This is a genomic window from Anaerolineales bacterium, assembly GCA_025808555.1.
Lineage (GTDB): Bacteria > Chloroflexota > Anaerolineae > Anaerolineales > UBA11579 > JAMCZK01.
This window is the reverse complement of sequence record CP075526.1, coordinates 579,894-606,356: the sequence shown is the minus strand read 5'-3', so window position 1 is coordinate 606,356 and position 26,463 is coordinate 579,894. Positions and strand designations below refer to the sequence as shown.

28 protein-coding genes and 1 tRNA gene are annotated in these 26,463 nt (G+C 60.2%); 10 read left to right on the top strand and 19 right to left on the bottom strand.

Annotated elements, in window-relative coordinates; translation table 11 throughout:
- Nucleotides 1-25 precede the first annotated feature (25 nt).
- Both groL and KIT08_03285 read left to right on the top strand, forming a co-directional pair.
- Nucleotides 26-1,663, top strand: coding sequence for a chaperonin GroEL (gene groL / locus KIT08_03290; GenBank protein ID UYN90269.1), 1,638 nt, complete (start codon nt 26-28; stop codon nt 1,661-1,663).
- Nucleotides 1,664-1,992: 329 nt separating this feature from the next.
- Nucleotides 1,993-3,639, top strand: coding sequence for a ribonuclease J (locus KIT08_03285; protein UYN90268.1), 1,647 nt, complete (start codon nt 1,993-1,995; stop codon nt 3,637-3,639).
- Between the two features lie 57 nt (nt 3,640-3,696).
- On the opposite strand, the gene KIT08_03280 is transcribed toward KIT08_03285, so the two are convergent.
- From KIT08_03280 to KIT08_03260, 5 genes are all read right to left on the bottom strand, one after another.
- Nucleotides 3,697-4,410: a LysM peptidoglycan-binding domain-containing protein gene (locus KIT08_03280; GenBank protein UYN90267.1), complete on the bottom strand. Its 714-nt coding sequence runs from the start codon at nt 4,408-4,410 to the stop codon at nt 3,697-3,699.
- Between the two features lie 132 nt (nt 4,411-4,542).
- Nucleotides 4,543-4,893 carry a cupredoxin domain-containing protein gene (locus tag KIT08_03275; GenBank protein UYN90266.1) on the bottom strand — a complete coding sequence of 117 codons (351 nt, stop codon included), beginning with the start codon at nt 4,891-4,893 and terminating at the stop codon, nt 4,543-4,545.
- Nucleotides 4,894-4,897: 4 nt separating this feature from the next.
- On the bottom strand, nt 4,898-6,052 hold the full coding sequence (locus KIT08_03270; protein ID UYN90265.1) for a hypothetical protein: 1,155 nt from the start codon (nt 6,050-6,052) through the stop codon (nt 4,898-4,900).
- Nucleotides 6,052-8,634 carry an FtsX-like permease family protein gene (locus KIT08_03265; GenBank protein UYN90264.1) on the bottom strand — a complete coding sequence of 861 codons (2,583 nt, stop codon included), beginning with the start codon at nt 8,632-8,634 and terminating at the stop codon, nt 6,052-6,054. Before KIT08_03265 ends, KIT08_03270 begins: the two co-directional genes overlap by 1 nt.
- A complete protein-coding gene (locus KIT08_03260; protein ID UYN90263.1) occupies nt 8,631-9,329 on the bottom strand; it encodes an ABC transporter ATP-binding protein in 699 nt (232 codons plus the stop codon). The genes KIT08_03265 and KIT08_03260 overlap by 4 nt, the downstream gene beginning before the upstream one ends.
- Before the next feature lie 136 nt (nt 9,330-9,465).
- Between KIT08_03260 and KIT08_03255 the strand changes: the two genes are divergently transcribed.
- Nucleotides 9,466-10,119, top strand: a complete 654-nt coding sequence (locus KIT08_03255; GenBank protein ID UYN90262.1) for an exopolysaccharide biosynthesis protein — start codon at nt 9,466-9,468, stop codon at nt 10,117-10,119.
- 73 nt (nt 10,120-10,192) lie between these two features.
- Here the strand turns inward: KIT08_03255 and gap are convergent, their stop codons facing one another.
- Nucleotides 10,193-11,200, bottom strand: coding sequence for a type I glyceraldehyde-3-phosphate dehydrogenase (gap, locus tag KIT08_03250; protein UYN90261.1), 1,008 nt, complete (start codon nt 11,198-11,200; stop codon nt 10,193-10,195).
- A 165-nt stretch (nt 11,201-11,365) separates the two neighbouring features.
- Between gap and KIT08_03245 the strand changes: the two genes are divergently transcribed.
- Both KIT08_03245 and modA read left to right on the top strand, forming a co-directional pair.
- Nucleotides 11,366-11,899, top strand: coding sequence for a PadR family transcriptional regulator (locus KIT08_03245; GenBank protein UYN90260.1), 534 nt, complete (start codon nt 11,366-11,368; stop codon nt 11,897-11,899).
- A 134-nt stretch (nt 11,900-12,033) separates the two neighbouring features.
- On the top strand, nt 12,034-12,717 hold the full coding sequence (gene modA, locus KIT08_03240) for a molybdate ABC transporter substrate-binding protein (GenBank protein ID UYN90259.1): 684 nt from the start codon (nt 12,034-12,036) through the stop codon (nt 12,715-12,717).
- 353 nt (nt 12,718-13,070) lie between these two features.
- Here the strand turns inward: modA and KIT08_03235 are convergent.
- A tRNA-Arg gene (locus tag KIT08_03235) sits at nt 13,071-13,142 on the bottom strand.
- 324 nt (nt 13,143-13,466) lie between these two features.
- Here KIT08_03235 and KIT08_03230 point away from each other — a divergent pair.
- Nucleotides 13,467-14,171, top strand: coding sequence for a response regulator transcription factor (locus KIT08_03230; protein UYN90258.1), 705 nt, complete (start codon nt 13,467-13,469; stop codon nt 14,169-14,171).
- Here the strand turns inward: KIT08_03230 and KIT08_03225 are convergent.
- Complete coding sequence (locus KIT08_03225) at nt 14,140-15,093, bottom strand: polyprenyl synthetase family protein (protein UYN90257.1); 954 nt, start codon at nt 15,091-15,093, stop codon at nt 14,140-14,142. The genes KIT08_03230 and KIT08_03225 overlap by 32 nt on opposite strands.
- A gap of 60 nt (nt 15,094-15,153) precedes the next feature.
- Complete coding sequence (locus tag KIT08_03220; protein UYN90256.1) at nt 15,154-15,297, bottom strand: hypothetical protein; 144 nt, start codon at nt 15,295-15,297, stop codon at nt 15,154-15,156.
- A 104-nt stretch (nt 15,298-15,401) separates the two neighbouring features.
- Between KIT08_03220 and KIT08_03215 the strand changes: the two genes are divergently transcribed.
- A complete protein-coding gene (locus tag KIT08_03215) occupies nt 15,402-17,636 on the top strand; it encodes a hypothetical protein (GenBank protein ID UYN90255.1) in 2,235 nt (744 codons plus the stop codon).
- 174 nt (nt 17,637-17,810) lie between these two features.
- On the opposite strand, the gene KIT08_03210 is transcribed toward KIT08_03215, so the two are convergent.
- Genes KIT08_03210 through rpmH form a run of 6 tightly spaced genes read right to left on the bottom strand, consistent with a single transcriptional unit; the run spans nt 17,811 to nt 21,292 of the window.
- A complete protein-coding gene (locus KIT08_03210) occupies nt 17,811-18,545 on the bottom strand; it encodes a Jag N-terminal domain-containing protein (protein ID UYN90254.1) in 735 nt (244 codons plus the stop codon).
- Nucleotides 18,546-18,569: 24 nt separating this feature from the next.
- Nucleotides 18,570-19,325 (bottom strand): YidC/Oxa1 family membrane protein insertase, encoded by a 756-nt coding sequence (locus KIT08_03205; protein ID UYN90253.1) that lies wholly within the window; start codon nt 19,323-19,325, stop codon nt 18,570-18,572.
- A 13-nt stretch (nt 19,326-19,338) separates the two neighbouring features.
- Nucleotides 19,339-20,394 (bottom strand): PQQ-binding-like beta-propeller repeat protein, encoded by a 1,056-nt coding sequence (locus KIT08_03200; GenBank protein ID UYN90252.1) that lies wholly within the window; start codon nt 20,392-20,394, stop codon nt 19,339-19,341.
- A 13-nt stretch (nt 20,395-20,407) separates the two neighbouring features.
- A complete protein-coding gene (gene yidD, locus KIT08_03195; protein ID UYN90251.1) occupies nt 20,408-20,713 on the bottom strand; it encodes a membrane protein insertion efficiency factor YidD in 306 nt (101 codons plus the stop codon).
- Nucleotides 20,710-21,060: a ribonuclease P protein component gene (gene rnpA / locus KIT08_03190; protein ID UYN90250.1), complete on the bottom strand. Its 351-nt coding sequence runs from the start codon at nt 21,058-21,060 to the stop codon at nt 20,710-20,712. The genes yidD and rnpA overlap by 4 nt, the downstream gene beginning before the upstream one ends.
- Before the next feature lie 55 nt (nt 21,061-21,115).
- Entirely contained in the window at nt 21,116-21,292 is a 177-nt protein-coding gene (gene rpmH, locus KIT08_03185; protein UYN90249.1) for a 50S ribosomal protein L34, read from the bottom strand.
- 124 nt (nt 21,293-21,416) lie between these two features.
- Between rpmH and KIT08_03180 the strand changes: the two genes are divergently transcribed.
- Nucleotides 21,417-21,686, top strand: a complete 270-nt coding sequence (locus KIT08_03180; GenBank protein ID UYN90248.1) for a hypothetical protein — start codon at nt 21,417-21,419, stop codon at nt 21,684-21,686.
- A 55-nt stretch (nt 21,687-21,741) separates the two neighbouring features.
- Here the strand turns inward: KIT08_03180 and KIT08_03175 are convergent, their stop codons facing one another.
- From KIT08_03175 to KIT08_03165, 3 genes are read right to left on the bottom strand one after another with little or no spacing between them, the layout of a single operon-like run.
- The gene (locus KIT08_03175; GenBank protein UYN90247.1) at nt 21,742-22,170 is read right to left on the bottom strand and encodes a hypothetical protein; all 429 of its coding nucleotides are present in this window, start codon (nt 22,168-22,170) and stop codon (nt 21,742-21,744) included.
- 56 nt (nt 22,171-22,226) lie between these two features.
- Nucleotides 22,227-23,240: a L,D-transpeptidase gene (locus KIT08_03170; protein UYN90246.1), complete on the bottom strand. Its 1,014-nt coding sequence runs from the start codon at nt 23,238-23,240 to the stop codon at nt 22,227-22,229.
- Between the two features lies 1 nt (nt 23,241).
- Nucleotides 23,242-24,066 (bottom strand): N-acetylmuramoyl-L-alanine amidase, encoded by an 825-nt coding sequence (locus tag KIT08_03165; protein UYN90245.1) that lies wholly within the window; start codon nt 24,064-24,066, stop codon nt 23,242-23,244.
- A 10-nt stretch (nt 24,067-24,076) separates the two neighbouring features.
- Here KIT08_03165 and KIT08_03160 point away from each other — a divergent pair, with 10 nt between their 5' ends.
- A complete protein-coding gene (locus KIT08_03160) occupies nt 24,077-24,697 on the top strand; it encodes a flavin reductase (protein ID UYN90244.1) in 621 nt (206 codons plus the stop codon).
- Nucleotides 24,698-24,732: 35 nt separating this feature from the next.
- Here KIT08_03160 and KIT08_03155 read toward each other — a convergent pair whose 3' ends face one another.
- Entirely contained in the window at nt 24,733-25,860 is a 1,128-nt protein-coding gene (locus KIT08_03155) for a hypothetical protein (protein ID UYN90243.1), read from the bottom strand.
- A gap of 134 nt (nt 25,861-25,994) precedes the next feature.
- Here KIT08_03155 and KIT08_03150 point away from each other — a divergent pair, with 134 nt between their 5' ends.
- Nucleotides 25,995-26,462, top strand: a complete 468-nt coding sequence (locus tag KIT08_03150; GenBank protein ID UYN90242.1) for a hypothetical protein — start codon at nt 25,995-25,997, stop codon at nt 26,460-26,462.
- The last annotated feature ends 1 nt before the right edge of the window (nt 26,463 follow it).

Here is a 26,463-nt window from a genome sequence, read left to right as displayed (position 1 = left end):
GAATTAATCAGGAGAAATCAGATTTATGGCAAAGCAACTCGTCTTTTCTGAAGAAGCACGCCGCCACTTGCTGCGCGGTGTGGACGCGGTCGCCGAAGCTGTGGTGACCACGCTCGGCCCCAAGGGCCGCAACGTGGCCTTGGACCGCAAGTTCGGCGCCCCAACCATCACCCATGACGGTGTCACCGTCGCCAAAGAGATCGAGCTGGAAAACCCGTTCGAGAACATGGGCGCCCAGCTGCTCAAGGAAGCCGCTTCCAAGACCAATGACATCGCCGGTGACGGCACCACCACCAGCACCCTGCTGGCTCACGCCATCGTCACCGATGGCATGAAGAACCTGGCCGCCGGCGCCAATCCGATGCTGCTCAAGCGCGGCATCGAGGCCGCCACCAAGGCCGTCTCCGATGAGATCAAGAAACAGGCCATCGAGCTCAAGACCAAGGATGACATTGCCAACGTGGCTTCTGTCTCCGCCCAGGATCGTGAGATTGGTACCCTGATCTCTGACGTGTTCGACAAGGTCGGCAACGACGGCGTCATCACCGTTGAAGACTCTCAGGGTCTGCAGTTCGAGACCGAGTACGTGGAAGGTATGCAGTTCGACCGCGGTTACCTCTCGGCTTACTTCGTCACCAATCCGGAGAACATGGAAGCCGTGATCGAGGACGCTCAGCTGCTGATCTACGACAAGAAGATCAGCGCCGCCCAGGACATGGTTCCCCTGCTGGAGAAGCTCGTCCAGACCGGCAAGCGCAACCTGGTCATCATCGCCGAAGACATTGACGGCGAAGCTCTGGCCACCTTGGTGCTCAACAAACTGCGCGGCATGCTCAACGTGCTGGCCGTCAAAGCCCCCGGCTTTGGCGACCGCCGCAAGGCCATGCTGCAGGACATCGCCGTCCTGACCGGCGCCAGCGTCATCTCTGAGGAGATCGGCCGCAAGCTGGAATCCGCCACCCTCGAAGATCTGGGTCAGGCTGAGAAGGTCGTTTCTGACAAGGACAACACCACCGTCATTGGCGGCAAGGGTGACGAGAAGGCCATCAAGGGCCGCATCGAAGAGATCCGCGTCGAGAAGGAAAACAGCACCAGCGACTACGACAAAGAGAAGCTGGACGAGCGTCTGGCCAAGCTCTCCGGCGGTGTAGCCATCATCCGTGTTGGCGCCGCCACCGAGACTGAGCTGAAGGAAAAGAAGCACCGCGTCGAAGACGCCGTCTCCGCCACCCGCGCCGCCATTGAAGAAGGCATCGTGCCTGGCGGCGGCGTGGCTCTGCTCAACGCCCGCTCCGTGCTCGACAAGCTGAAGGTTGCCGGCGAGGACGAGAAGGTCGGCGTCGCCATCGTGCGCCGCGCCCTCGAGCAGCCCATGCGCCGCATCGCCCAGAACGCCGGCCAGGATGGCTCGGTGATCGTGGATGGCGTGCTGCGCAAGCACACCGAGTTGAAGAAGAACACCATCGGTTACGACGTGCTGGCTGAAGACTTTGTGGACATGGTAGAGAAGGGTTGGATCGACCCCGCCAAGGTGACCCGCGGCGCGCTCGAGAATGCCGCTTCGATCGCTGCCATGATCCTCACCACTGAGGCCCTCATCACCGACAAGCCTGAAGAGCATCCGGCCCCCGCCCCTGGCGGCGGCCACATGCCCGAATACTAAATCGGCACAAAGAGACGCCCCGCACATGCGGGGCGTCTTTTTTTATAAGCATTGCCATCTTCTGCTCATCTGCGCCTCATCCTGCCGCTTGTGTGGCTAAGGTGGCGCATGCTATAATTGCAGTGTTATTTGACATACGGCCTCGCATTTGGCCTTTTCTGGATTTGCTAACTACAACTAGCAGTACCTGATGAGATCATTACCCCGGCCGTGGCACACGTGTCGGGGTTTTTGTTGCAGTAAGTAGTTCAAGTAGCACCAATAAAAGAATGAGAAAGGGCAGGGTGACTACGCGCGTGCGTAGGCCCTGCAAGGTGTATTTAAAAGTTATGAGTAAGAAAGCACAAAAATTGCGCATCCTCCCGCTGGGGGGCTTGGGAGAGATCGGCAAAAACATGACCGTCTTCGAATACGGAGATGAAATTTTGGTCGTGGATACCGGCATCATGTTCCCGGAAAGCGACATGCTGGGGATCGATTACATCATCCCTGATTTCAAGTACCTGCTGGACAAGCGGGACAAGGTCAAGGGCATCGTCATCACCCACGGCCATGAAGACCATACCGGCGCCATCCACCATGTGGTTGAGCAGATCAACGCGCCCATCTACGCCACCCCGCTCACCAAAGGCCTGCTTGAGGTCAAGCTGGCCCGTGGCGGGCAGTCTGGCAAAGCCAAGGTGACCGAGATCAAAGCCGGCGATACGGTGCAGATCGGCGTGTTCAAGGTGGAGTTCTGCCATGTGTGCCACTCCATCCCTGATTGTGTCGCCCTCGGCATCACCACGCCAGCCGGCCTGGTTGTGCATACCGGCGACTACAAGCTAGACCACACCCCGGTGGATAACTGGCCGACCGACTATGCCAAGCTGGCCGAATTTGCCGGTCGCGGCGTGCTGGCCATGCTGGGCGACTCCACCAACGCAGACCGCGCCGGCTGGACGCCGTCCGAGCGCGTCATCGAGCCCGCTTTTGATAAAGTGTTCCGTGCCGCCCAGGGTCGTATCCTGGTGGCCACGTTCGCTTCGTTGATCTCGCGCATTCAGCTGGTCGGCGAGGCCGCCTTGCGCCACGGGCGCAAGATGGCCTTCGTAGGTACCAGCATGCGTGAGAACGCCAAGATGGCCAAGCAACTCGGCTACTTGAACCTGCCGGATGAGCTGCTTGTGTCCATTGACGAGGCCCTGCGCCTGCCCCCACACGAGGTGGTGCTGATGTGCACCGGCTCGCAGGGTGAGCCCTCGAGTATTGTGGGCCGTCTGGCCTCTGGCACCAACCGCCAGTTCGACCTGCTGCCCACCGATACGGTGGTGCTGTCCTCGCACCCCATCCCGGGCAACGAGGAAAGCGTCTCGCGCACGATCAACAAGCTGTTCCAGCGCGGTGCACACGTAGTCTATGACCCTGTGGAGGCCGTGCACGTCTCCGGCCACGCCAGCCAGGAGGAGATGAAGTTCATGTTGAACCTCATCAAGCCCAAGTACTTGATCCCCGTGCACGGCGAGCTGCGCCACCTGCATCAACACGCCGCCATCGCCCAGAGCTTGGGCTATGCCAAGGACAACGTGGCCATTGTTGAGAACGGCCAGGTCATCGAGTTCAGCGCCGGCCGCATGTTCATGGGCGAGCGCATCCCCGGCGGGCACGTTTTCGTGGATGGCTCGAGTGTGGGCGACATTGGCCCGGCGGTCATGCGTGAGCGTGACGCCCTGGCCCGCGAAGGCTTTGTGCTGGTCAACCTGAGCATCAACCCGCAGACGCGCAAGCTGCTGCGCGAGCCGGAGATTATCACGCGTGGTTTTGTGTACCAGCGCGAGTCGGACGATCTGCTGGCGGGGACCCGCCGCCAGATCGAGAAGACCCTGACCGAGGCCAACGGTGACCTGCAGCGCCAGCTGGAGGTCAAGCTGCGCGATCACTTCTTTGATGTGACCAAGCGCAAGCCCATGATCTTCGTACTGATCAATTCCCGCTAATAAAAAAACCCGCTGCGAAAGCAGCGGGTTTTTTATTGTGTGAGTTAGTCGCTTCGCCTACGGCGTAGCCGAAGGCGAGGGGGTTACAGTGGGGATGGGGCCGCTGGTGCCCACGGGTGTGGGCGAGGGGCCGGGCGTGGCCGTGATAAGACGCACGCGCACGGTGAGCAACTGGCCGACAAAGATATTGTTGGGATTGTCCAGCCCGTTCTCACGCATAATGTCATCCACCGTGCTGAGGAAGCGCTCGGCGATGGCGGCCAGGGAATCGCCAGGCAGCACGAGATACTGGATCTCGTCGCCAAAACGCAGGTTCTCTGGCAGGGGCGTCGGCTCGGGGAAGGGCATATCCGGATTGGGAATGACGAGCTCCTGCCCAACCAGCAACACGCTGCTGTTGTTCAGCCCGTTCAGGATCATGATGATGATGTACTCAACGCCAAACTGATCGGCGATGCTGGAAATGGTGTCGCCTGAAGCTACTGTGTAGAGGAAGGGCGCCGAAGCCGTGGGGGTGTTCGCAATCGGCGTTTCGGAGGGGATCTCGGTAACGGTAGGGGTCAGGCTGGGGGTCGGCGTGATGGTGGGGGTGGGCGTGTCGCTGGGGAAGATGCCGCCAATGCCGCCGCCCGAGTACCAGCTGTAGGTGGTATAGCAACCGCTGGCCAGCAGCAATAAAGCCAATAGACCTAAGCCATAGGCAAAGATGTTGCTGCGCCCGCCGCGCCCCCTTCCACGAGTGAGTAGCCTGTAAGGTCCTTTAGTGGTCATACATCTCCCGTATGCAAATACCTGCTAGACGCGCCAGGCGTCAATGATGGCAAGCTTGATTGTCTGGCGGCCTTGGGTCTTATAGATTCTACCCGATGGGTTAAGAATAGAATGAGCAGTTCGGTGCTCCGGTCACTCATTGACGAAGATATAGCCCACCATGCCGGCTTCGTCGTGGCCCGGGATGCTGCAAATGAATTCAATGACGCCCGGCAGTTTGATTGTAAACGTGATGATCTCCACATCACCCGGGGAAAGCAATACATCGATCCCCAGATCGCGGATCTGCAGGGCATGGTCGAGCGCGCCGTGATTTTGCAGGGTCAGCTCGATGGGCTGGCCAGCCCGCACATGGATCTCCTCAACATCCCACATAATGTCATGAGCGGTCATGGTGACGCGCAGCGGCTCTGGCATGCAGGCCGCCAGGGCTGCGGCGAGCAGCGCCAAAAGCGCGAAGCGGGCAGTGAGCTTAATGGGCATGGGGCTAAAAGTCACCGTTGAAGGGTTCGGCATAGCCGGTCAACTCCACATAGCCGGAGCCACTGACGGCCTGACCATTTTGGCGGCCGGTTAAGCGTACCGCGCCTTCCCAGTAGGTGAAGGTGTGGTTGAGTTCTTGGTCGCTGATGTAGGGGGTAACCTCAAGCTCTAGGTCGTGGCCAGGCAGAGTGATGCGCCAACTGCCCGGGTACTCGGCGCCCGAGTGCGGGCTGCGCCACTGGCTGAGCGGGGTGAGCACAAAATCACCAGCGAAGAGCTGAGTGGTGCTGCCATCCGGCGCCACCAGCGTGCCGCTGGAGCGCGGCGCAATGCTGCCGTCAGCACGGCGCAGCTGGTAGAGCATGAGCTCGTAGCCGCTGTCCAGTTGAAGCGAGAACCAATCCCAGCCAATAATGTCGCTGGTCAGCACAGAGGTGCTGAACTCGTGGTCCTTCCAACTGAGACCGCTGACCTGGAAGGTCTCATCGCCGATCCTCAGGCTGCCTTCGCTCAGCAGGCGGGTTTGGCTATAGTAGTAGGAGGCATTGCCGGGCTCGTCGCCCTTGCGGCTGTAGCCGCGCTCACCCTGCAGGATCGGGCCTTTGGCGTCTTGCAGGATCAGCTCCAGGCGCAGCCCATCGTTGGCGGCAAACAGGGCGAAGGTGTCGGGGCCGGTGGCTTCCACGCGCCAATCCTCCAGCCAGACCGCGTAGGGTTCGCCTTGCGCGCCGGCCAGGCCAGCCGCCCCGCGCGAGAAGCGTTCCTGGGCGTAGAAAGCGCCGGTCTCCACATCTGTGATGGTGAAGTGTGCCATGTAGACCTGGCCGGTGGCCCATTGGCTGCTGCGTGGCGGCAGCTGGGCCGGCGGCAGCAGGCCGCGGCGAAAGAAGGTGAGCTGGTAGCCGAAGTGGCGGCCGTCTGCCGTCTCCAGGTTGCCGGTGTAGTACCACCACTCGGTCTGGAAGTCAGGGTGTGGCCCAAAATCCTGCGGGAAGCTGAAGTCACGCACGCCTTCGGCGCGGGCAAAGCCTTCGATCACCTGCGGCGTGCTTTGCACGGAGGCGTTGAGATTGGTGGGTTTGGCGGGCGGACGGAATGCGAAGTAGGCCGCCGCAGCCAGGCCCACTAACAATACAAGAAACGGTGCAAAGCGGCGCATCAGTCGAACCTCATGGCGTCGGCGGCGCTGCGGCGGCTGGCGCGCCAGGCGGGGTATAGCCCGGCCAACAGGGCGGCGGCAATCGCCACCAGCAGGGCTTCAATGAATGGCGCGCTTTCAAAGTGCAGTTGCAGCGTCCAGCCAAAGGAGCGGCGATTGATTAGCGTAAGCAGCACCTGAGCGATGACCAGGCCCATGGGCAGCGCCAACAACCCCGCCAGCGCGCCGATGAGGCTGGTTTCCAGCAGGGTCAGTGACCAGATCTGGCGGATTGTGAGCCCAATGGCTTTGAGTATGCCCATCTGGCGCTGCTTTTCAAGCTGGAGCGACAGCATGGCGGAGAGCACGCCTACGAAGGCCACGTTCGTAGTGATGAGGTGCAGAGCGCTGCTGATGAGGAAGGTGCGGTCGAACACGCTAAGACTTTCGGCGCGCAGCGTGCTGTTGGAGCGGATGTGCAGTAGCTGTTGCTGGCTAAGCTGGTTCTGCAACTCGGCCACCATCGAGTCTGCGTCCGTGCCAGGCGTTACAACCGCGGAGAACGCTGTCACGCTCTCGTCGCCCCAAATCTGTCGATAGTTTTCCAGCCACATGGTGATGTTGCCGCGGCTGGAGGTGTAGTCGCTAAAGATGGCGGATATATGGAAATCGCGCTGGCCTTCAGGCGTATACAACGTAATGCTGTCACCCACGCCCAGCTCCAGGCGGTTGGCCAGCGGCTCTGAGATCATGACTGCGCCATTTTTTACGGCCTGCCAGACTTGTTGCCCGCTGCCCTCAGCGGCGAAGTAGACCTGCTCATCGCCATCGTTTGGATTGTTATTGGCGGCGATCATCAGCGGGCCATAGGGCGAATCCACCATGACGTTGCGTAGGTAATACGTCGCCTCGATGCCAGGCCAGCTCTCCAGGCGGCGCAGCACCTCAGGGTCAATCGCCTCCTGCGGCTCGGAGAGGTTGGCGCCGGCCACCGAGCCGTAGACATCGTTGCGCAGGATGACTTCCATCCAATCCACCACACTGGCGCGGAAGCTGCTCACCATCAGGCTGCCGCCGATGGTGACGGCCACCGCCACCATCAACGCAGCCATGGCTGGCGAAGTACGGCTGGCCGAGGCCGAGACCTCACGCGGGGCCAGGCGCCCCAACGGGCCAATGAGCGGAGCCAGCACACGCGCCAGCAGCGGCATGCTGACCTGCATGATGAACGGGGCCACCAGCGCTGCGCCGATGACCACGCCGAACATGGCTCCAAAGCTGGGAATGAGCTGTAGATCCAGCCGAGCCAGCGCCAGCGCCGAGGCGGTTGCCAGCAGCGCTCCGGCGATGGCGGCCTGGGCCAGCATGCGGCGTGAAACGCTCTCGAGTTGTGAGCGAGACAGGGTGCGACGTGGCGGCGACTTGGCCGCCTCCCAGGCGGGCACGATAGCGGCCACAAGGGTGGCTAGCAGGCCCAACAGTGCGCCTTTGAGCAGGCTCTGGGCGGGCAGACTGACCTCGCGCACGGTCATGGTGTAGAAAACATCATTGATGGTTTGCGAAACCAGGGCCACCGAGCCGTGGCCTAGCAGGATGCCGAGCGCCAGACCGAGCAGCGAGCCGATGACGCCCACCAGCAGCGCTTCGCCCAGTACCAGCACAAAGATCTCGCGGCTGCTGACGCCCAGGGCGCGCAGTGTGCCGAAGGATTGACGGCGCTGCACGACCGAGAATGTGACCGTGTTGTAAATCAGGAATACGCCCACCACCAAACCCAGCAGACTGAGAGCGGTGATATTGGTGCGGAAGGCGGCCGTCATCTGCTCGACGGATTGGTTGCGGCTGTCTGATTGCAGCACGACCGCGCCTTGTGGCAAACGCGCCTCCAGGTCGGCAATGATGGCGTCGCGGTTCTCGCTGGGGATGATGAGGTCGATGCGCTCAAGGCTGCCCAGGCGGCCGCTGAACTCTTGCACAGTGGCAAGGTCGGCCAGCAGCAAGCCTTGCAAGGCCTGGGCGCTCAGGTTGTCGCGCGGCTGCAGCAGCCCCGCCACAACTGCGGGCAACGCCATGCCGTTGATGTTGAGCTCAAGCGGGTCACCTTCGCTGAGGCCGTACTGCTCTGCCATTGGCGTGGGGAGCAGCACCGCGCCGGGGATGGCGTAGAAGGCGCCCATGGCGGCGCTGGGGCTGTCCTCGCCATCTTCGCCGGCGATGTAGCTGCGGAAGGGTTGCTCGGCGAAAGGGTCAATGCCCATGAGTTGCAACGGGGTATTGCCAAGCTGAGGAGAGGTAACCAGCTGGCTGAGCACCGGAGCCATGGGAATCCCCAGTCCGGCGGTGCGCAAGTCTACATAGACCTGCTCATCCAGGCCCAGCGGCCCGGCGGAGATGTAATGGGTGGCTTTGCCAGCCACAGCTTCAGTACTCAGCTCGAAGGCTTGCGCCGCGCTGGCGTTGGCAATATCCACGCTGACGGCGACGCCCACGCCCATGGCGATGCCAATGAGCATGAGCAGGCTTTGCAGCGGGTGGGTGAGCAGGTAGCGCCAGGCGACATTGAGCAGGCTGGGCGCAAGCAGCCTGCGGCTGCGGGTGCTCATGGGCGGGCCGGCTCGCTGACCAGCTTGCCGTCGTGCATGCGCAGGATGCGGTCGGCCAGGCGGGCATTGTCAAGATTGTGCGTGGCCATGATCAGATTCTTGCCGGCCTGGCGGGTGAGCTTCTCCAGCAGGGTCATGATCTGCGCACCGGTGTCCTCGTCCAGATTGCCGGTGGGCTCGTCGGCCAGCACGAGCAGCGGGTCGTGCGAGAGGGCGCGAGCGATGGCGACGCGCTGCTGCTCCCCGCCGGAGAGCCGGTCAGGGAAGGCGCCCTCGCGCCCCGCCAAGCCGACCTGGGTCAGCAGTTCGCCGGCACGCTGCTGGGCTTGTTTGAGAGGGGTACCGCGCAGTTCGGCGGGCAGGGTCACGTTCTCGAGCACGGTCAGAGTGGGTAACAGGTTGAAGAACTGGAACACGAAGCCAATGTGGTTGCGGCGGAACAGCGTACGTTCGCCCTCGTTCATGGCGACCAGGTTCTGGCCCTGCAGCCAGATCTCGCCCTCGTCTGCCAGGTCGATTCCGCTGATGAGGTTGAGAAAAGTACTCTTGCCGCTGCCCGAAGAGCCGAGCAGCGCTACGAACTCTCCAGGCTGAATTTGGAGATCAACCTGACGCAGGATTGAGCGGCGCTGGCCGGCTTCCTGATAACTTTTGGAAAGGCCTTTGATCTGGAGTAGGGCGGTTGGGTCGCTCATTCGTTTGTTAACAATATCACAAATGAACCGCGAGCGGCAAGTAGTAGGATTCCATAGGTACAATCAGGTGTTGTAACCTGGTCAATCCCCCTCGATACAGCACCACGCACAGCAAGTCAGAAAGGTATACGCGCGCATGACAACCGAAGCTGCTCCGATCAAAGAACCTGTCACCAACGAATCCCTTGTGGAGAAGCTGGAAGGCATCATCAAGACCATTCCCCCTGGCCATGTAACCTTGGCCAAGATCATGGACATTATTGGCAACGATAGTTTGATGCTTATCACAATCTTTTTATCATTGGTATTCCTTATTCCCGTATCCATCCCCGGGGTCAGCACGATCTTTGGCAGCGCCATCATGCTGATCGGCGTCTCGTTGCTGTTCAGCAACACCGTGTATCTGCCCAAGCGCATCAAGGAGCGTCCCATCGCCAGCGAGAAACTGGTCAAGGGCATGAATGGCGCGCTGACCTGGCTGCGCCGCCTGGAGAAGGTCAGCAAGCCCGGCCGCATTCCCTGGCTCGCCACCCGCGCTGGTTTGCTAAATAAGCTGGCCTACATTCTGGCGGCCGGCCTGCTGATGCTGCCGTTCGGCTTTGTGCCCTTCAGCAATACCCTGCCTGCGATCGCGTTGATCTTCTTCGCCATTGGCGCAATTCAGAAAGATGGGCTGAGTATTTTGTTTGGCCACCTGATGAATGTTGCCACCATCATTTATTTCGGCATCCTAGTGGCAGGCGGTGGTTGGACGATCGTTGAGCTGTTGCGCCTGATGCAGGGCGGGTAGGCTCCGCTGCTCCAGAGAGAAAAAAAGCGCCGCAGCTGCGGCGCTTTTTTTTGTTTGCATACGTTCGGCAGGCTTACTTCAGCGTGCCAGCGATCTCGCGGGCTTTGCGGATCATCTGATTCGTGTAGCCCCACTCGTTGTCGTACCAGGCGAAGATCTTCACCAGGTTGCCGTCGACCACTTTGGTCATTTCCATGTCAATGATGCAGGCGTGCGGGTCGCCAACGATGTCAGAAGACACGATCTCGTCGTTGGTCACGCGGATGATGCCCTTGTAGCGGCCCTCGGATTCTTCGGTGAGGATCTGGTTGATCTCCTCAGCGCTGGTGTTCTTCTCGGTCAGCATCACGATGTCGGAAACGGAGCCGACTGGCACCGGCACGCGCAGCGCCACGCCGTCAAACTTGCCCTTGTACTGGGGCAGAGCCAGCGTGGTGGCCTTGGCCGCGCCGGTGGTGGCGGGCACGATGTTGGCGGCGGCGGCCCGGCCGCGGCGGAAATCGCCGCCTTTGCCGCCGGGGCCGTCCACCAGGCCCTGGCCGGCGGTATAGCCGTGCACCGTGGTCATGATCGCTTTCTGGATGCCCAGGCGGCGGCCGATGACTTCAACCACCGGGGTCAGCGAGTTGGTGGTGCAGCTTGCGCAGGAGATGATGTTGGCGTCCTCGTCAGAGGTGTTGACGCCAAACACCACCGTGGGCACATCGGCGCTCTTCGTGGGGGCGGAGATGATGACGTACTTGGCGCCGGCCTCAATGTGCTTGGCGGCGTCGGCCTTCTCAGTGAAACGGCCGGTGCTCTCGATCACAATGTCCACGCCCAGATCCTTCCAGGGCAGGGCGGCCGGGTCTTTCTCGCTGAGGAATTGGAAGCTGTGCTTGTCTACGTGCAGGGTTGTGCCCTCGGCGCGCACATCTTCGCCAAAGCGGCCATACACCGTGTCGTACTTGATCAGGTAAGCAATGTTCTCAGGCGAGGCAATATCGTTGACCGCCACCACTTCCAGATTGTCATCCTCCAGGGCCAGGCGCAACGCCGCGCGCCCAATACGCCCCAGACCATTAATAGCTACACGTGCCATGCTGTTCCTCCAAGTGAATGCAAATTATGGCTAGTTTCGTCACCTATTATAGTGCGCAATGGAACTAGCGCTCAGTGAGCAGTGACTGGTGAAGAGCATGTCGTTTGTACTGTTCTTTTGCTCTTGCTATTCCATGATGGAATAGAGTTGTGCTATACTGCGCGTATGGCCATTCCCGTTCCGGACGAAACGATCCTGGGCATTCTGGCGGCTGAGCCGCAGCACGGCTATCAACTGCTGGCTCTGTTCCAGTCCAAGGCTGACCTGGGGCGGGTGTGGACCCTGAGCACCAGCCAACTCTACGCCGTGCTCAAGCGCCTCGAGGGCGGAGGCCTGATCCGCGGCAAGACCCTGCAAAGCGGCGATGCCCCGCCGCGCCGTCATTACAGCATCACCGCCTCCGGCCGCCGCCGGCTGGAAGGCTGGCTGCAGGCGTCCGAGCTCTCCGCCAGTGTGCGCCAGGTGCGCGTGCAGTTCATGAGCCGCCTGTATGTGGCGCGCCGCCTGGGTTGGCCAACTCAGCCTCTGATCGATGCACAGCGTGCAGTGTGTGAAAGGCAGCGCAGCCAGCTGCTGGCTGCTAGCACCAGTTCAGACGGTATGGAGGATCTGGTGCTGGATTTTGTGCTCGGTCAGTTGGGTGCTGTGCTGGCCTGGTTGGATCGCTGCGAAGAACGCGTGGCTGAAGTACGCACCTAAATCGCCAAGGAGTCCCGTTGAAGAGGCCGGCACTTTCCATATTGGTATTTTTCGCAATACTTCTGGCCGCCTGCGGCGCCCCCGCGCCGGCAGCCACGCAAACACAAACTAGCGTTAGCACTGAGTTGGTGGTGATGGCGGCTTCCTCATTGACAGATGCGTTCAAAGAGATCGCCGAAGCCTTTGAAGCGGCCAACCCTGGCGTGGATGTGCTGCTCAACTACGCCAGCTCGTCCTCGCTGGCTATGCAATTGATTGAAGGCGCCCCGGCGGATGTGTTCGCCGCGGCCAACTTCACGCAGATGACCGTGGCTTCGGACGCTGGCCGCATTGAGGGCGATCCGATCGCCTTTCTCTCCAATCGCCTGACCATCATCGTGCCGGCGGATAACCCGGCTGGTCTTGAGACCTACACCGACCTTGCCAACCCTGGCATTGCGCTGGTGCTGGCTGCACCGGACGTGCCCGTGCGTGAATACAGCGACCAGAGCATCGCATTAATGGGTGATGCGGCCTTTGGCGCGGCCATCTACGCCAACCTGGTGTCTGAGGAGCCGAATGTGCGCCAGGTGGCTACCAAGGTTTCGCTGGGGGAGGCGGATGCGGGCATCGTGTACACCTCTGATGTTACGCCGGATATTGCCGGGAGCGTGCTGCAGATCCCCATTCCGGATGAGCTCAACGTGGTCGCCAGCTATCCAATCGCCGTCGTGGAGAGAGCGCCGGCGGGCAGCGTGGCGCAAGATTTTGTGGACTTTGTGTTGGGTGCCGAAGGCCAGGCGATTCTGGCGAAGTGGGGCTTTGGGCCAAAGCCGTAACCTCGCCTAAAAAAGAGCCGGCATATGCCGGCTCTTTTTTATTGTCTGAATTTCTCCAACGTATACTCAGCTGCTCGCGCTGCCCGAACATCTCCACATGCCGGTTCAGCGAGCGCTTGATAACGTACATGCCCAGCCAGTTAGGGGCAATGATGCGCAAGCGCAAATGCTTGCCCTTTTACATCGGCCTCCAGCCGCCCGCGCTTGAACTGTACCCAGCCATGCTGGGTGTCATAGTCCGCAGGAACCTTCATCTTGTAAGTGATGACACAGACGCTTAAGGAAACCTGACGTTCCGTTACTCGGCGAAGCCGAGTGGGAACTGCTGTAAGCCCGCCCGCCAGGCGGGCGTATGCCCCTACTGCGATTCGAACGCAGGCCCCTGCCTCCGGAGGGCAGTGCTCTATCCACTGAGCTATAGGGGCGCACCTAGGTGCACGCAGTAGCGTGCGCAGGTACAAGCAGAGCGCATTTTATCATGCGCACTTTTAGGCTATTGCTCGCCAGCCATGCTGGGTCTTATAATGTTTTTTAGTGGATACTTGCTAAGTAGAGGGTGGCGTGTTTGGGATGGGGTTTAAAAAGAACATTGCCATCAGCCGTACCCCTCTGGCTGATGGCAAGATAATAGCGAAATGCAACGTAGAACTGGCTCTGGTTATACGACTTATTGTCGTAGTTTGCGATAGACACATGTTTGAGCGGCATAGGCATTTGTACTGATAGGTATCTGTGGAGGAGGGCACAGAATGAACACTCACTTGAACTCAGAAAAGAAGATTCGTGTTGCTGTTTTGGAAGACCACCCAGTGGTGGTGGACGGTTACACCTATCGCTTGTCGGCTTACCCCAACATTGAGTTGGTCGCCTCTGCACGTAATGGTGAGGAATTGGATCAGCTGCTGGCAAAGCACGAGGTGGATGTGCTGATATTGGACGTGGTGGCGCCAGCCAGTCAAGGCACGCTTGCACCTTACCCTCTGTTCAGTGTGATCCCTCGCTTGCGTAGGGATCACACTGCCATGGCTATTCTGGTGATCTCCGGGCACAAGCTGCCCACGTTGATCCGCTCCATCATGGAAGCTGGCGCCAGTGGATATATCATCAAGTCCGATGTGGCCGCTTCTGAGCGGCTGGGTGAGATCGTCCTGTCCGTGGCAGCCGGCGGCACCTATTTGTCCAAACAATCCGTGGCGGCTTTGGCTCAAACAGATAGCAGAGCGGATATAGAGATGCTCACGGATCGCCAGCGCGAAGTGCTATCGCTGTGCGCGGCCAACCCGGATATGTCCACCGACCAGCTCGCAACCCAACTCAAGATCCGCTCATCCACGGTGCGCAACCTGCTCTCGAACTCCTACAAGCGCTTGCGCGTCAACAACATGACCGCAGCAGTGCTGAAAGCGCGCGAGCTTGGGCTCATCACGCCGATGGACGATCTGTACCCGGGTTGAAGCTTGTCCCCACTGAGGCAAACAAGTGCTCTACCGGCGCAATGGCATGGTCCAGGATTTGCTGAAGCAGTCGCGGCTCAACCAGCGGCATCTTGTCCAGCATCGCTTGCAAGCGTTGGTGGCGGGTCACAAGCTCATTCACGCAATAGCTGATCGCGCCGCTGCTCACCAGAATGCTTTGCGCCTCGCGCAAAGCATCTGGCTGGGCCACCTGGCCGCGCAGTTCCACAAAGCGCTTGCGAGCAGGGTGGGGAACCAGCTCAGCGAACAGTAGCGGCAACGGGGCGCGGCCCTGCAGCCAGTCCACATTGGCCGGCTCTGCCAGACAGTCATTCAGATCATCGTGAATTTGCATCACCTCGCCGAACAGGGCGCCGAACTGGCGTAGCTGCTCGGCCAATCCAGGGTCCGCGCCGCCGTACAATCCGCCCAGGGTTAGCGCTGCAGCAAAATAGGGTGAGCTCTTGGCGCGTGCTACGGCCCAGTAACCCTCTTCGCTGTGGTTGTTCTGCACATCCAGGTCTTGCCCATAAGCGGTGTTGCCCATCATCTGGTTGAGGGACGCTGTGGCCAGGTGCGGGTGCTGGCACGGGTACGTTTCCAGCATGTACTGACCCAGGCTGCCCAGGCCGGCTGCCAGGTTGGCGGCGCGGCCAGCGCCGAGTTGGTTGTGCTCGCCGCGCGGATCCTCGTCCAGAATGTCGTCGATCAGGATGATGGCAATGTGGACGCAGGTGATGGCGGCCACGGCAGGTATCGCTTGCTGCTCGGCGGCCCCCGACGCCACGCAGCCGGCGATCGGGAAGTCCCAGGCCACCGGCGGCTTGCCGGTGGCCTGGCGCACCACGCGCTGCAGCAGCGGCCATTCCGCTACCTGAGGTTGTTCGAGAAGCAATTCAATAGCAGAATGATAGATACTCATCGTCTTTCCTCCTGATAGTGTCAGGGGCCGGCCACTTATGTGGCCGGCCCCTGGTCCTACTTACTTGGCTTCGCCCCAGGTGTCCCAGGCGAGCTCGCTACGCACGGCCTGCACTTGCTCCAGGCTGGCCTTGGTGATGCGCAGCAGGCCTTGCAGCTGCTCAGCCACCGTATTGGCGGCAATGTTTGTGTAAAATGCTTGCATAGACATCGTAGTTTTCCTTTCAAAGTGAACAAAATGGGGTTTTGCTACTGGCGTTCATTGCTGGTTTTCGATGGGCATCACCTCCTGCGTCATTGACTGAAGCTATGCGTAATCAATTGGCTCACCCCCTGAAGCAATTCATCTTGCCGGCCCTGGTGCTGTTTATCTTGCTGCTCTACACCTATGCGCGCTTCTTTGCTATCCCGTATTTGGGGTTCCAATATTCCACCAGCGGCGAGATCAGCGATCTCTTTACCGCTGAGGTTTCAAGCGCTTTGACGGTGGGCGATATGGTTCAGGAGGTCAATGGAGTCACCTACGCTGAGTATCGAGACAGTATTCACAAGCCATGGTTTATTGATGTGCACCCTGGCGATGTGGTGGAGATGCATGTCAGTACAGCCGGCACAGAACGAGAAGTGCAGATCGTAGTACCAGGGTTCAACCTGCCAGAGTTTTGGGGCAGGCTTATCAACACCTGGTGGCTAAGTTATATTTTTTGGGTTGCCGGCACTATCATCTACTTCCATGTACGCCCGCAGGATGTACGCTGGCGGCTGCTGGTGCTTTTTTCTTATGTGACCGCGGTATGGCTGATAGCAGGTTCGATCTCGCGCACTGCTGTGTTCTACAGCCCACAAGTCTTCCGCATGGGTATCTGGCTCAGCTTGCCGGTGTATCTGCATCTGCACTGGAACTTTCCAAGGCCATTCCCGCGCCTGCCCAGAGCGGTATGGGGCGTCTTGTATGCCATTGGCATGGGTTTCGCGGCATTGCAAGCCTTCAACCGTGTAGACCCGAATGCCTTTGCCTACGCGCTGTTCGTCGCGGTAGTGGGCAGCTTCCTGATGCTTCTGGTGCGCTTCTTCGCCAGCCGGGGCGAGCGCCGCGAGGTCGGTTTGCTGTTAGGCTCCTTCGCATTGGCGCTGCTGCCCACGCTCATTCTTGGACTAGCCACAGCCCAGGTGCCCCTGCCGCTGCTAAGCGCGGGTGGCGTGTTCTCGCTGGCGGCCTGTCCAGGCGGCTACTTGTATGTGGTTTATCGCCGCCAGCTGGGCGGCATGGAGCTGCGAGCCAATCGTCTCATCTCGGTCTATCTATTCCTGTTGCTCTTGTTCATAGGTACTCTCATCCTGGTGTCGTCGTTTGCCCCGCGGCTTGAGAATCCACAAGAGATCGCCCTGGCCATTCTGGTTACCGGTTTGCTGGTCACCCTGTTCAACATCTTTGCCTTTGAGCGTTTTCAGCGCTTTGTCGAGCGCCGCTTTCTCAACATCCCCATGCCGCCCGAGGGTTTGCAGCAGCGTTTTGCCAATCTGATCTCTACCAGTTTCACCCGCCAGCATCTTGGCCAAACGTTGCAGAAGCAAGTATTGCCTACGCTGCTGATCCGTCAATCAGCCCTGCTGCAATTTGATGCTCGAACACCTGGGCGCCAACTGATCTATGCACAGGGCGTCACGGCCCAGCAAGTGCCTGGGGAAGAAACTCAGCAAAAACTGATGGCCATCGGCCCACATACCGCGGATGCATTGGAACACCGTTCTGACTGGGTGCAACTGGCCATTCCCGTTAGGGCTGGCGCCGACACGGTTGGCTTGTGGCTATTGGGCCGCAAGGATCCGGATGACTACTATTCGTATTCCGAAACCAATTTGCTCCATTCTTTGGCTGACCAGATGGCGATCGCCTTGGTCAACATCCACCAGGCCGACATGCTGCGTGCGCTCTACCAACGTGACATTGACCAGCAAGAGGAGAGCCGCGCCTACTTGGCGCGTGAGCTGCATGATGACGTGCTAACCGGCATTGACCGCATGGCCCTGCTCGCTGGCCAGGGAGATCGCGAGGCTTTGCACCAACAGCACCAGGCTGTCAGCGATGGCGTTAGGCGGCTCATTTATCGCTTACGCCCAGGGATGCTCGATTTTGGCTTGTATCGCGCATTGGTTGAGCTTACGGATGAGCTGACCAGCCGGCTGAACGGACAGGTGCAGGTCTCGCTGATGCTGCCCGAAAGCCAGGTCATGTTCGATGGTCATGTGGCTGAACATGCGTACCGCATCGTGCAACAGGCGATTGACAACGCCATAGAGCACGGCAAGCCGGAGACGATCAACATCAGCGGCCAATTGAGCGCCAACGCGATCGACTTGCTGATCGAAGACGACGGATCAGGCTTTGACATACACGGCACAAGCCTGACAGAGTTGCTGGCGGCCCGGCACTATGGCCTGGCCGGCATGAATGAACGCGCCGCCGTGATTGGCGCCTATCTTTACATTGACTCAAAGCTCGGTGAAGGAACCCAGATACGTTTGTTGTGGCCGAGTCAGTAGATCTATTCAGTTGTTAAAGTAGGACAAGCATTTGTACTGCATGGAGTTGCTTCAACAGTAGGTCAGTTTTTGACCAATGGTTCTGTCATAGGTATTCGAATCTGTGTCAGCGATTCTGGAAACAAAAAAGCGCATGCGTATGCATGCGCTTTTTTTGTTGAGTAAAAGAAGGGGCTACTTCGGAATGATGACGACTTTGCGGCGCGGCTCTTCGCCCGTGCTCTCTGTGGTCACCTCGGCGCTGTCGCGCAGCTCCAGGTGAATGATGCGCCGCTCGGAGGGCGACATCGGCTCCAGCGTCTGACGGCGCCCGGTTGAGACGGCCTGCTTGGCCATCTTGTTGGCCAGTTTGCGCAGATTCTCGTCGCGGCGTTGGCGGTAGCCGGCCACATCAATGATGATGTGGGCTGCCCGGCCAACTTCTTTGCCGACAATCAGGCGCGTGATCAGTTGCAGTGCGCTCAGGGTTTCAGCATGGCGGCCGATCAGAAAGCTAAGGTCGCCACCCTCTACATCCACCAGCACCGGCGGGGCCATATCCGGCTCGTCTGGTTCGCCCAGGCTCGTGCTGACCTCGGCGCGCACACTCATGTGCTCCAGCAGGGTCAGCACTGTGGCCCGGGTAATTGCCAGCAAGTTCTCGGTTTCCGCTTCGGTCAGCGGAGCGCTGGGTTCGGCGGCAGGGCGGCTGCGTTTCGGAGTGGCTGCAGCGGCGGGCTTTGCCAGCCCTTCTTTGACGATCAGGCGCACACGGGCTTGGCGGCCGCCCAGGCCCAAAAAGCCTGTGCCGCCTTCGTCCAAAACCTCAACGTCTACCTGTGTGTCCTCAAGCCCCAGTTCCACCAAACCTTTTTCAATGGCTTCGTGCACGGTGGGGGCAATGACTTCCAGACTTGTGCGATGTTCCATGCGATACCTTGCCGGAATTCTAACTTACTTGCTGGCCGGCGCAGCCGCGCTGGCTGGCTGGCGGCGCATCAGCCAGGCCTGAGCAATGCCAAACAGGTTGCTGATCACATAGTAGATGGAGAGACCGGAAGGGAACACCATCGAGATGTAACCCATCATCAATGGCATGGTCAGGCTCATGGAACGAGCCATCTGCGCGCTCTGGTCGTTGGGGTTGGTGGAGGCAGGGGTCATCATCTTGCTTTGCAGCCAGGTGGTGACCACCACGACGATGGTCAGGACCGGGATGGCGAACGGCAGAAAAGCCAGGTGCAAGCGCTCCGGCTGCGACAGGTCCATCCACAGGAAGCTGCTGTTCAGCGGCAGCAATTCAGCCGCATTGGGCAGGGCGATGCCGCGTGCAAAGTCCAGCAGGGCCAGCGGCGTGGCCGCCAGCGAGCGCTGGATGGACCAGTACATGGCGATCAGCAGGGGGAACTGGATCAGCATCGGCAGGCAGGAGCTGAATGGGCTGATGCCCTTCTCCTGGTAGAACTTCATCTGTTCCTGGGCCAGCTTCTCGCGGTTGTCCTTGTACTTGGTCTGGATCTGCTTCCAGCGCGGGTCATTCTGCAGTTCCTGCGTCATGCGGGCGCTCTTGAGCTGCGATACCGACAGAGGGTAGGTGAGCAGCTTGATCAGCAGGGTGAAGACAATGATCGCCAGGCCAAAGTTCTGGCCCAGAATGTCATACAGAAACACAAGAACATTGGTAAACGGGACAATGATGATGTCTAACATGGCTGTCCTTTAATTACTGTTGCGGAAAGGTCCATACGCGGGAGCCGCTCTCGTTCACGGCCACCACGGTGGTGGTGTTGTTGTGCTGGCCCACCAGGATCAGGTCACCAGCTGCCACGGCGGAGCCGTACAGCTCGGTGCCAAAGTCCTGATTCCAGACAATGCTGCCGTCAAGATCAACCGAAATCACACTCCCGGCCTCGTTGATGACGTAGATATGCTCGTTCAAGCCCAGTGGAGTGCCCGTGATGGAGCTGCCGGTTTCCAGCGTCCAGTTTTGGCTGCCGCTGGCCGGATCCAGCGAATACAGGAAGCCATTCAGGTCACCCACCAGCAGCTGGCCTTCGTACAGGGCGGGGGTGCCCCAAACCCAGCCATCCGTTGGCACGCGCCATAGCACTTCGCCGCCGGCCGCGTCCACCGCCAGCACTTCACTGTTGAAGCTGCCGATGTACAGCACGCCCTCGTGCAGCAGCGGGCCGGCGGCCAGCGTGCCGCCGGTGTCCAGCGTCCACAACACCTGGCCGCTTTCAGCATCCAGCGCATAGAGGAAATGGTTGAGCGAGCTGATATACACTACGCCGTCGCCCAGAGCGGGCTTGCCCCATTGCGGATGGCTTGTCGTAAAGGTCCACAGCAGCGCGCCGGCATGGTCGAAGGTGTACAGCGTGTGGTCGGCGTTGGGTGCATAGATGCGCTCGCCATCCACCAGCGGGCTGGCGATGAACTGGCCTGCGGGGCCTTCGTAGCTCCACTCCAGCGCCCCGTTGCCAGGGGTCACCGCGTAGAAGTTGTGGTTGTAGCTGCCAAAGAATAATTGGCCGTCGCCCAGAGCAGGTTCGGCAAAGGCCGTGAAGCCATTGTCGCGATCGGCGGGGTACTGCCAAACCGAAGCGCCAGTCTGGCTGTTCAAGGCGGTGACTTGGTTCTGATAAGCCACGTATGCGCGGCCGCTGGCCTCATCTACATGGATGCCAGGCCAGGACAGCGGTGGCACAGTGCCACAGGCGCTCAAGGCGAGGCTCAGCAGGCCCAACAGGGCAAGTTTAAGCAGAGTGTTTTTCTTCATTCCTCTTCCCAATTTATGGCACCGGGTCATAGCCGGCAGATTTATTGAAAGGGTTACAGCGCAGCAGGCGGTAGAAGCCCATGCCGCCGCCCTTGAGCGCGCCATATTTATAGATGGCCTGGTAGGTGTAATGAGAGCAGGTGGGATAGAAGCGGCAGGTATCCGGCGGCAGGGTGCGTGACCAGGTGAGCTGGTAGATGCGGATGGGGATCAGCAGCAGAAAGCGCGGCAGGTTGGTCAATGTGCGCGGCAGATCGCGCAGCCGCGGGTCTGGCTGCTCATGGATCTCGGCGTGGTCGTGCGTGAGGTGTGCGTTCATAGTAGTTTGGCTCGTTGCAGCAGCCGCTCCAGCACCCCCTGTGCCTGCTGGCTGCTGCTGGCAAGAATTGCTTCCCGGGCGATCAGCACAAGGTCGTGCCCGGGCTTGATGCGTTGCAGCAGCGGCTGCATGGCTGCCCGCAGCACGCGCTTGGCGCGGTTGCGCTGCACGGCGCCGCCTACACTGCGGCCGGCAGCCACGCCCACCCGTAGGCTGCTGCCAACTGGTGGGTCGGTTGCATCATTTGTTAACACTACAAGCACAACAAACGGGTGCGTGTAAGACTTTCCCAGTCGCCGCACCCGTTTGAAATCGGCTGGTCTGCTGAGGCGGAATCCTCGCTTCACCGATAGTCAAAAGCCTGCTCGCCTCGTAGGCGGTGGAAGCTAAACGCAAGCGCGCTTAGGCGTTCCAGTCCACCTTCTTGACGTGGTTATTGGCTTTCACCGTGAGTTTCTTGCGTCCCTTGAGGCGGCGGCGCTTCAGCACATCCTGGCCCGAGGAGCTGGACATGCGTTTGCGGAAGCCATGCACACGCACGCGGCGGCGCTTCTTGGGCTGATAAGTTCTTTTGGGCATCTTCTTTCCTTGCTTTTACTAAGTCTAAAGTAACGAGGCAGGATTATACCCGTACTTTGGGCAAAAGTTGCAAATTGCACAATTTGAACTATAATGCCCGTTAGTCACTTTTTCGGAGGAATGCATGTCTGCTGAACACACATCTGAGCACGGTAGCGGCCTCTCGGCCACAGATATTTTTGTGGGCTTGCTGGGCGCGGGCACCATCGCCGGCGTAGTGTGGTCTGTGGTCTTTGGCCTGTTCGCTGGTGCGGCCTTCGGCCTGGAGTACTTCCAGGTGCAGCTGCCTCAGATAGCGGCGGATGGCCTGCATATTGCCTCCCAGGTGCTGCCGTGGCTGGCTGCCATCCCGGCTGCCTGGTTCGGTTACCAGTTCATCATCCGCCTGCCGTAGGCATAACTGCTATATAAATCAAAGCTCGGGCAAAAATGCCCGAGCTTTTTGTTACTTATTCCTCGCCATCTTCGGGGGCAATCTGACCGGGTTGGATCACTTCCAGCACCTCGCCATGCAGGTTAATGCGCACTTTGAAGCCGCTCATACCCAGGTAGGCGCGGCTGGCTTCGGGCAGGCCCTGGGCCAGCACCTGGTCAAACTGCTCGTCTACGTTCTTGAGCTGGTTAAAAATGGCGGCCTGGGTAAAGATATCGTCCTGGCCCATCATCTGGGCGGCTTGCTTGCTCAGCTCTTCTTCGTGGCCGGAGAGCATCTCGCCCATTTGGCGCAGCACCTGGCGGTCTACATCTTCTGAGGGGACATGGCGCATGAAGCCCTGGTCGTTGACCACATAGAAGGCTTCCTGCCCAACATGGGTGGAATTGACCGGCTGGTCAAATTCGTCAATCACCAGGCCGCTGAAAAGTGCATGTTTTGCCATGCCTTATCTTACTCAAGCTGGTGGCAGCCTGCGTTAGCGATATATAAAAAATAAAACTAATAGTGCACTTGCACAGTGGTGCCCACACTGGCCCAGCTGTACATCCACTGAGAGTCTTCCACCGTCATGTTCACGCAGCCAGCGCTCATGGGCGTGCCGAAGTTGTTGTGCCACCAGGTGCCGTGGATGCCGTAGTCTCCGTAGAAATACATGACCCAGGGGACATCCCGAATGTAGTAGCCGGGGCCTGACATATCCTGAATGCGCACCTTGATCCAGATCTTGAAGGTGCCCGTAACGGTGGGCGAACCCGAGCGGCCGCTGGAGATCACAAAGCTGCGCACCAGCGTGCTGCCCTCATAGGCTTCTAGAGTTTGATTGCTCAGGTTGACATTGATCCAGCGCTCGTTGGGGCCAACGCCGCGCGGCAGCTCGACGAAGTGCTTCTCCAGCTCGCTCACATCCGCTCCGATGGTGGCTGTAGGGGTTGGGCTAGGGGTCAGCGTGGGCGTGGGGGAAGGCGTGGCGCTCGGAGTAGCCGTGTGGGTTGGCGTATGGGTGGCCGTGGGTGTATTGCTGGCTGTGGGCGTGGCGGTTTCGGTGGGCGTGCTGGTGGCCAGCAGGCCGTCAATGCTTTGCGCCGCGGCCGCACTGACGAAACGCAAGCCGTCATCCAGCCCGGGAGGGCGCAGCCAGGCAAACAATGCGAACGCCACCGTGCCGGCCGCCAGCGCCATCAGCACCAGGCCGCTGAGGCGCGGCATGGCCAAAGTTGTCTTGCCGCCGGTAGCCACCTGCGCCCGCGCCTGTTTCTTACTCTCTGTGCGCTCCTGCGCCCATTGCATGGCTTTGCGCGCCCGCGTAGAGCGCGGGTTGATGCGCAGCGCTTCTTTTAAATAGGCCATGCTTGCGGCAGGAGCGGCCATGGCGGCCAGCAGCAGCCAAGGCTCCTCCTGCTGCGGCGCCAGCTTCGCCGCCTGGCGCGCCAGGCGACGCGCCTCAGGCTTGTGTCCGGCGGCCAGCGCGGCGCGGGCTTCGACACACAGCGTGTGCCAGGCGGCCGCCGCCATGCTAGTTACCCTCCGGCGAGGTGGCGCTTTCGTTGTAGATGTAGCACAGCATGCCGCGCGCAATCCCATCCGCCACACTGTCTGAGTTCTGGGTCAGCATCTGCCGGTCCAGGTTCATAAAGCCGGTTTCGATGATGGCGGCTGTCGTGTCGTGATGGATCTCGTTGAAGGTGTGATAGTTGCTCATGTGGGCCGTGATGCTGGCCGGGTGATAACGCAAGCCAGTGGCGCTCTGGTAACGATTGCTGAGGCAGGCTACCAGGCGCTGTGCTTTTTCAGGCGCACTGCTGGCCAGGGATGAAGCCACCTTGAAGCCGGTGGCATTATCGTCAATGTATTCGCAGGTGTCAGCGTGGATCGATACCAGCGCCAGCGCGTTATACCCCTGCAGACGATCGTCGTACTCTTGCAGCAAGTCCACATCAAATCCGGCGTCGGTCAGCTTCTGCTGCACGCGCGTGGCAATATCTAGGTTTACTTCCACTTCCGTCAGGCCGTCGCTGCACACTGCGCCCGAGTCGTTGCCCCAATGGCCGGCCACGATGCCTATCAACGGGCGGGGGCGCGGAGTGGGCGTGGGGAAGTTGCTGCCCACGCTGCTGCCACCGCCGCTCAACTGCTCGGCCACCCATTCGGTCAACCCCGCCGGCAGCAAGCCCAGCGGTGTGAACGCTGTGAACAGCGTGGCCAGCACCGCGCTGACCGCCAGAATGCTTGTGAGCTGGGCGAACACGTTCATGCTGGCGCGGCGCGGCCGTTGGCGTCGCCCTGCAGGCTCGCTGAAGCCAGGCTCGTTGATCTCAGACGGAAGGTCATCTTGCAGCATAAGGAAAACCATGCTACCCCGAATCGGGCGGCGTTCCAATAGCTTTTTGGCGCTGGCACGTGATTTGCACCTGCAGCCCGCCAATCCAGAGGGTTACAATGATTTCATGCAGCAGCAAGCCCAACCTGGCGCCATTTTGCGCCCCAACCCCGATCAACTCAAAGATGTTCTGCGCTTCTGGACTACTGGTGTGACCGTGGTCACTACCAGCCACCAAGGCAGCCAGCACGGAATGACGGTCAACTCGTTCACGTCGCTCTCGCTGGAGCCGCCGCTGGTCTCCATCTCTCTGGAGAAGGCCACCCGCACGCACCAGCTGGTGATGCAGGCTGGCCGCTTTGGCGTCAGCATCCTGGCCGCCGGCCAGCAAGAGCTATCCAACCGTTTTGCCGGGCGTGAGAGCGAGCAGAGCAATCGTTTTGAGGGCGTAGATATCTTTACGCTGGAGACGGGTAGCCCACTATTGCGCCAGGCGATCGCCTATTTCGACTGCCGTGTTTCGGTGACGCATGACGCCGGCACGCATACCATCTTCATCAGCGAGGTGCTCGCCGCCGGAACCCCGCTCGATGAGCAGGATGAGCAGCCATTGGTCTATTTCAACCGCGCTTATCGCAAACTCGATCCGTAGCTGTAGTGGCACCTATCGCTAGTTTTAACTAACCTTTACTCTCCCCACTTCAGTTCATACCCAAAATCCACCAGCACCAGCAGCGGGCGGCCATCCGCATAGGCCAGCACGATCGGCCCCGCACCGCTGGCGGCGCTCTGCGCTACCAGCGCCAGGCTGCCGTCGGGCGCCCATAGCGCCTCGCGCAGGCTGAAGGCGTCGTCGCGCATTTGGCTGCGCCCGCCGGCGCCGTCTGCCGCCGAGCGCACCATGTACAGCGGCAGGTCCGCATCGTGGATCTCGGCTGCGCTGGCGTAGAAGTACTGCAGGTCGCCATTGGGCAGCTGCAGCGGCCAGCCCACAAAATGGTAAGCGTCCTCGGCTTGCGTTTCGATAAGCGTCGTAGCCTCGCCCGTGCTGGCGTCGAAGCGCCACAAGCCTGGCTCCACCAGGCCCAGCGCCGCACTGGCCAGCAGCACGCTTTGGCTGTCTGCCGTCCAGCTTGCCTGGCAGCACAGGACGGCTTCGCCCTGCAGGCGCGTAAAGCTTTCCGTGCGCACATCCCAAACGCCCAGCCCGCTGCCATCCGGCCCAGCCACCGAGATCAGCAATTGCAAGCCTGAGGGCGACCAGGCCACCGGCGCGTACAGTTCCAGCGGAGTGATGCTGCCATCTTCAATTTCAATGATGTTTTCGAGAATTTGCAGCGAATTTCCGCTGGCCAGATCGAACAGCCACACGCCGCCCTGCGCATACGCCAGCGTGGCGCCGTTGGGCGTCAGGCGCGGGGCACGCACCGCATCCGTGTAGGCGAAGCTGGCCTCGCCGGCATCCGCACTGGCATTGTCCACCAGGGTTTGTGGGCCGGTCGCATTGTAGCGATAGATGCGGTTCTGGATGCGGTACACCAGCGTGCCGTCGCCGGCCACCTCGTACTCATCCACCGGCTCGCTCTCGCTGGTTAGTTGCTGCAAACTCACGCCGTCGGCATCCAGCCGCCAGATGGCGGCGCTGCCTTCGCGCTCGCTCAGAAAGTACAGCGCATGCGGTAGCACCCGCGGCGCCTCAGTGGGCGGCGGGGTGGCGCTGGGCTGCGCCGTGGCTGGCGTCAGCACAGCCGGGCTGGTGGGGTAGTTGCATCCCACCAGGGCTAGCGCTAAAAGTAGAATGACAGGTACGCGCATGAGGGGAACAAGCCTGGGTCGAGTTTCGTTCAAAATAGCATGCCTAGTTTAACAAAAGCATGCCGCACATGCTGCCAAGCGCCATATGCTAGAATCGCTCCAGAGCTTACATCACAGCCAGCCGGAGGACTCCCATGAGCGCAGAACCAGCCGTACGCGGTATGTACTTTGAAGATTTTGAGGTGGGCCAGAAGCTGGCTACCGCCGGCCGCACCGTCACCGAAACCGATATCGTCATGTTCGCTGGTCTCACGGGCGACTTTAACCAAATTCACGTAGACGCCGAGTACAGCAAGACCACGCCCTTCGGCGCCCGCGTGGGCCATGGCCTGCTGGGTCTTTCCTACGCCTCCGGCCTCATCGTTCAAACCGGCATCATGTCGGGCACCATCATGGCCTTCCGCGAGATCACTGAGTGGAAGTTCATCAAGCCCATCTTCATTGGCGATACTGTACATGTTGAGACCGAAGTATTGGTCACCAAGGCGCTGCCGCGCATCGGCGGCGGTTCCATCAACCTGCAGGTCGAGCTCAAGAACCAGACTGGCGAAACCCTGATGAAAGGCGTGTGGACGGCGCTGTTCCTCAGCCGCCCTAAATAGC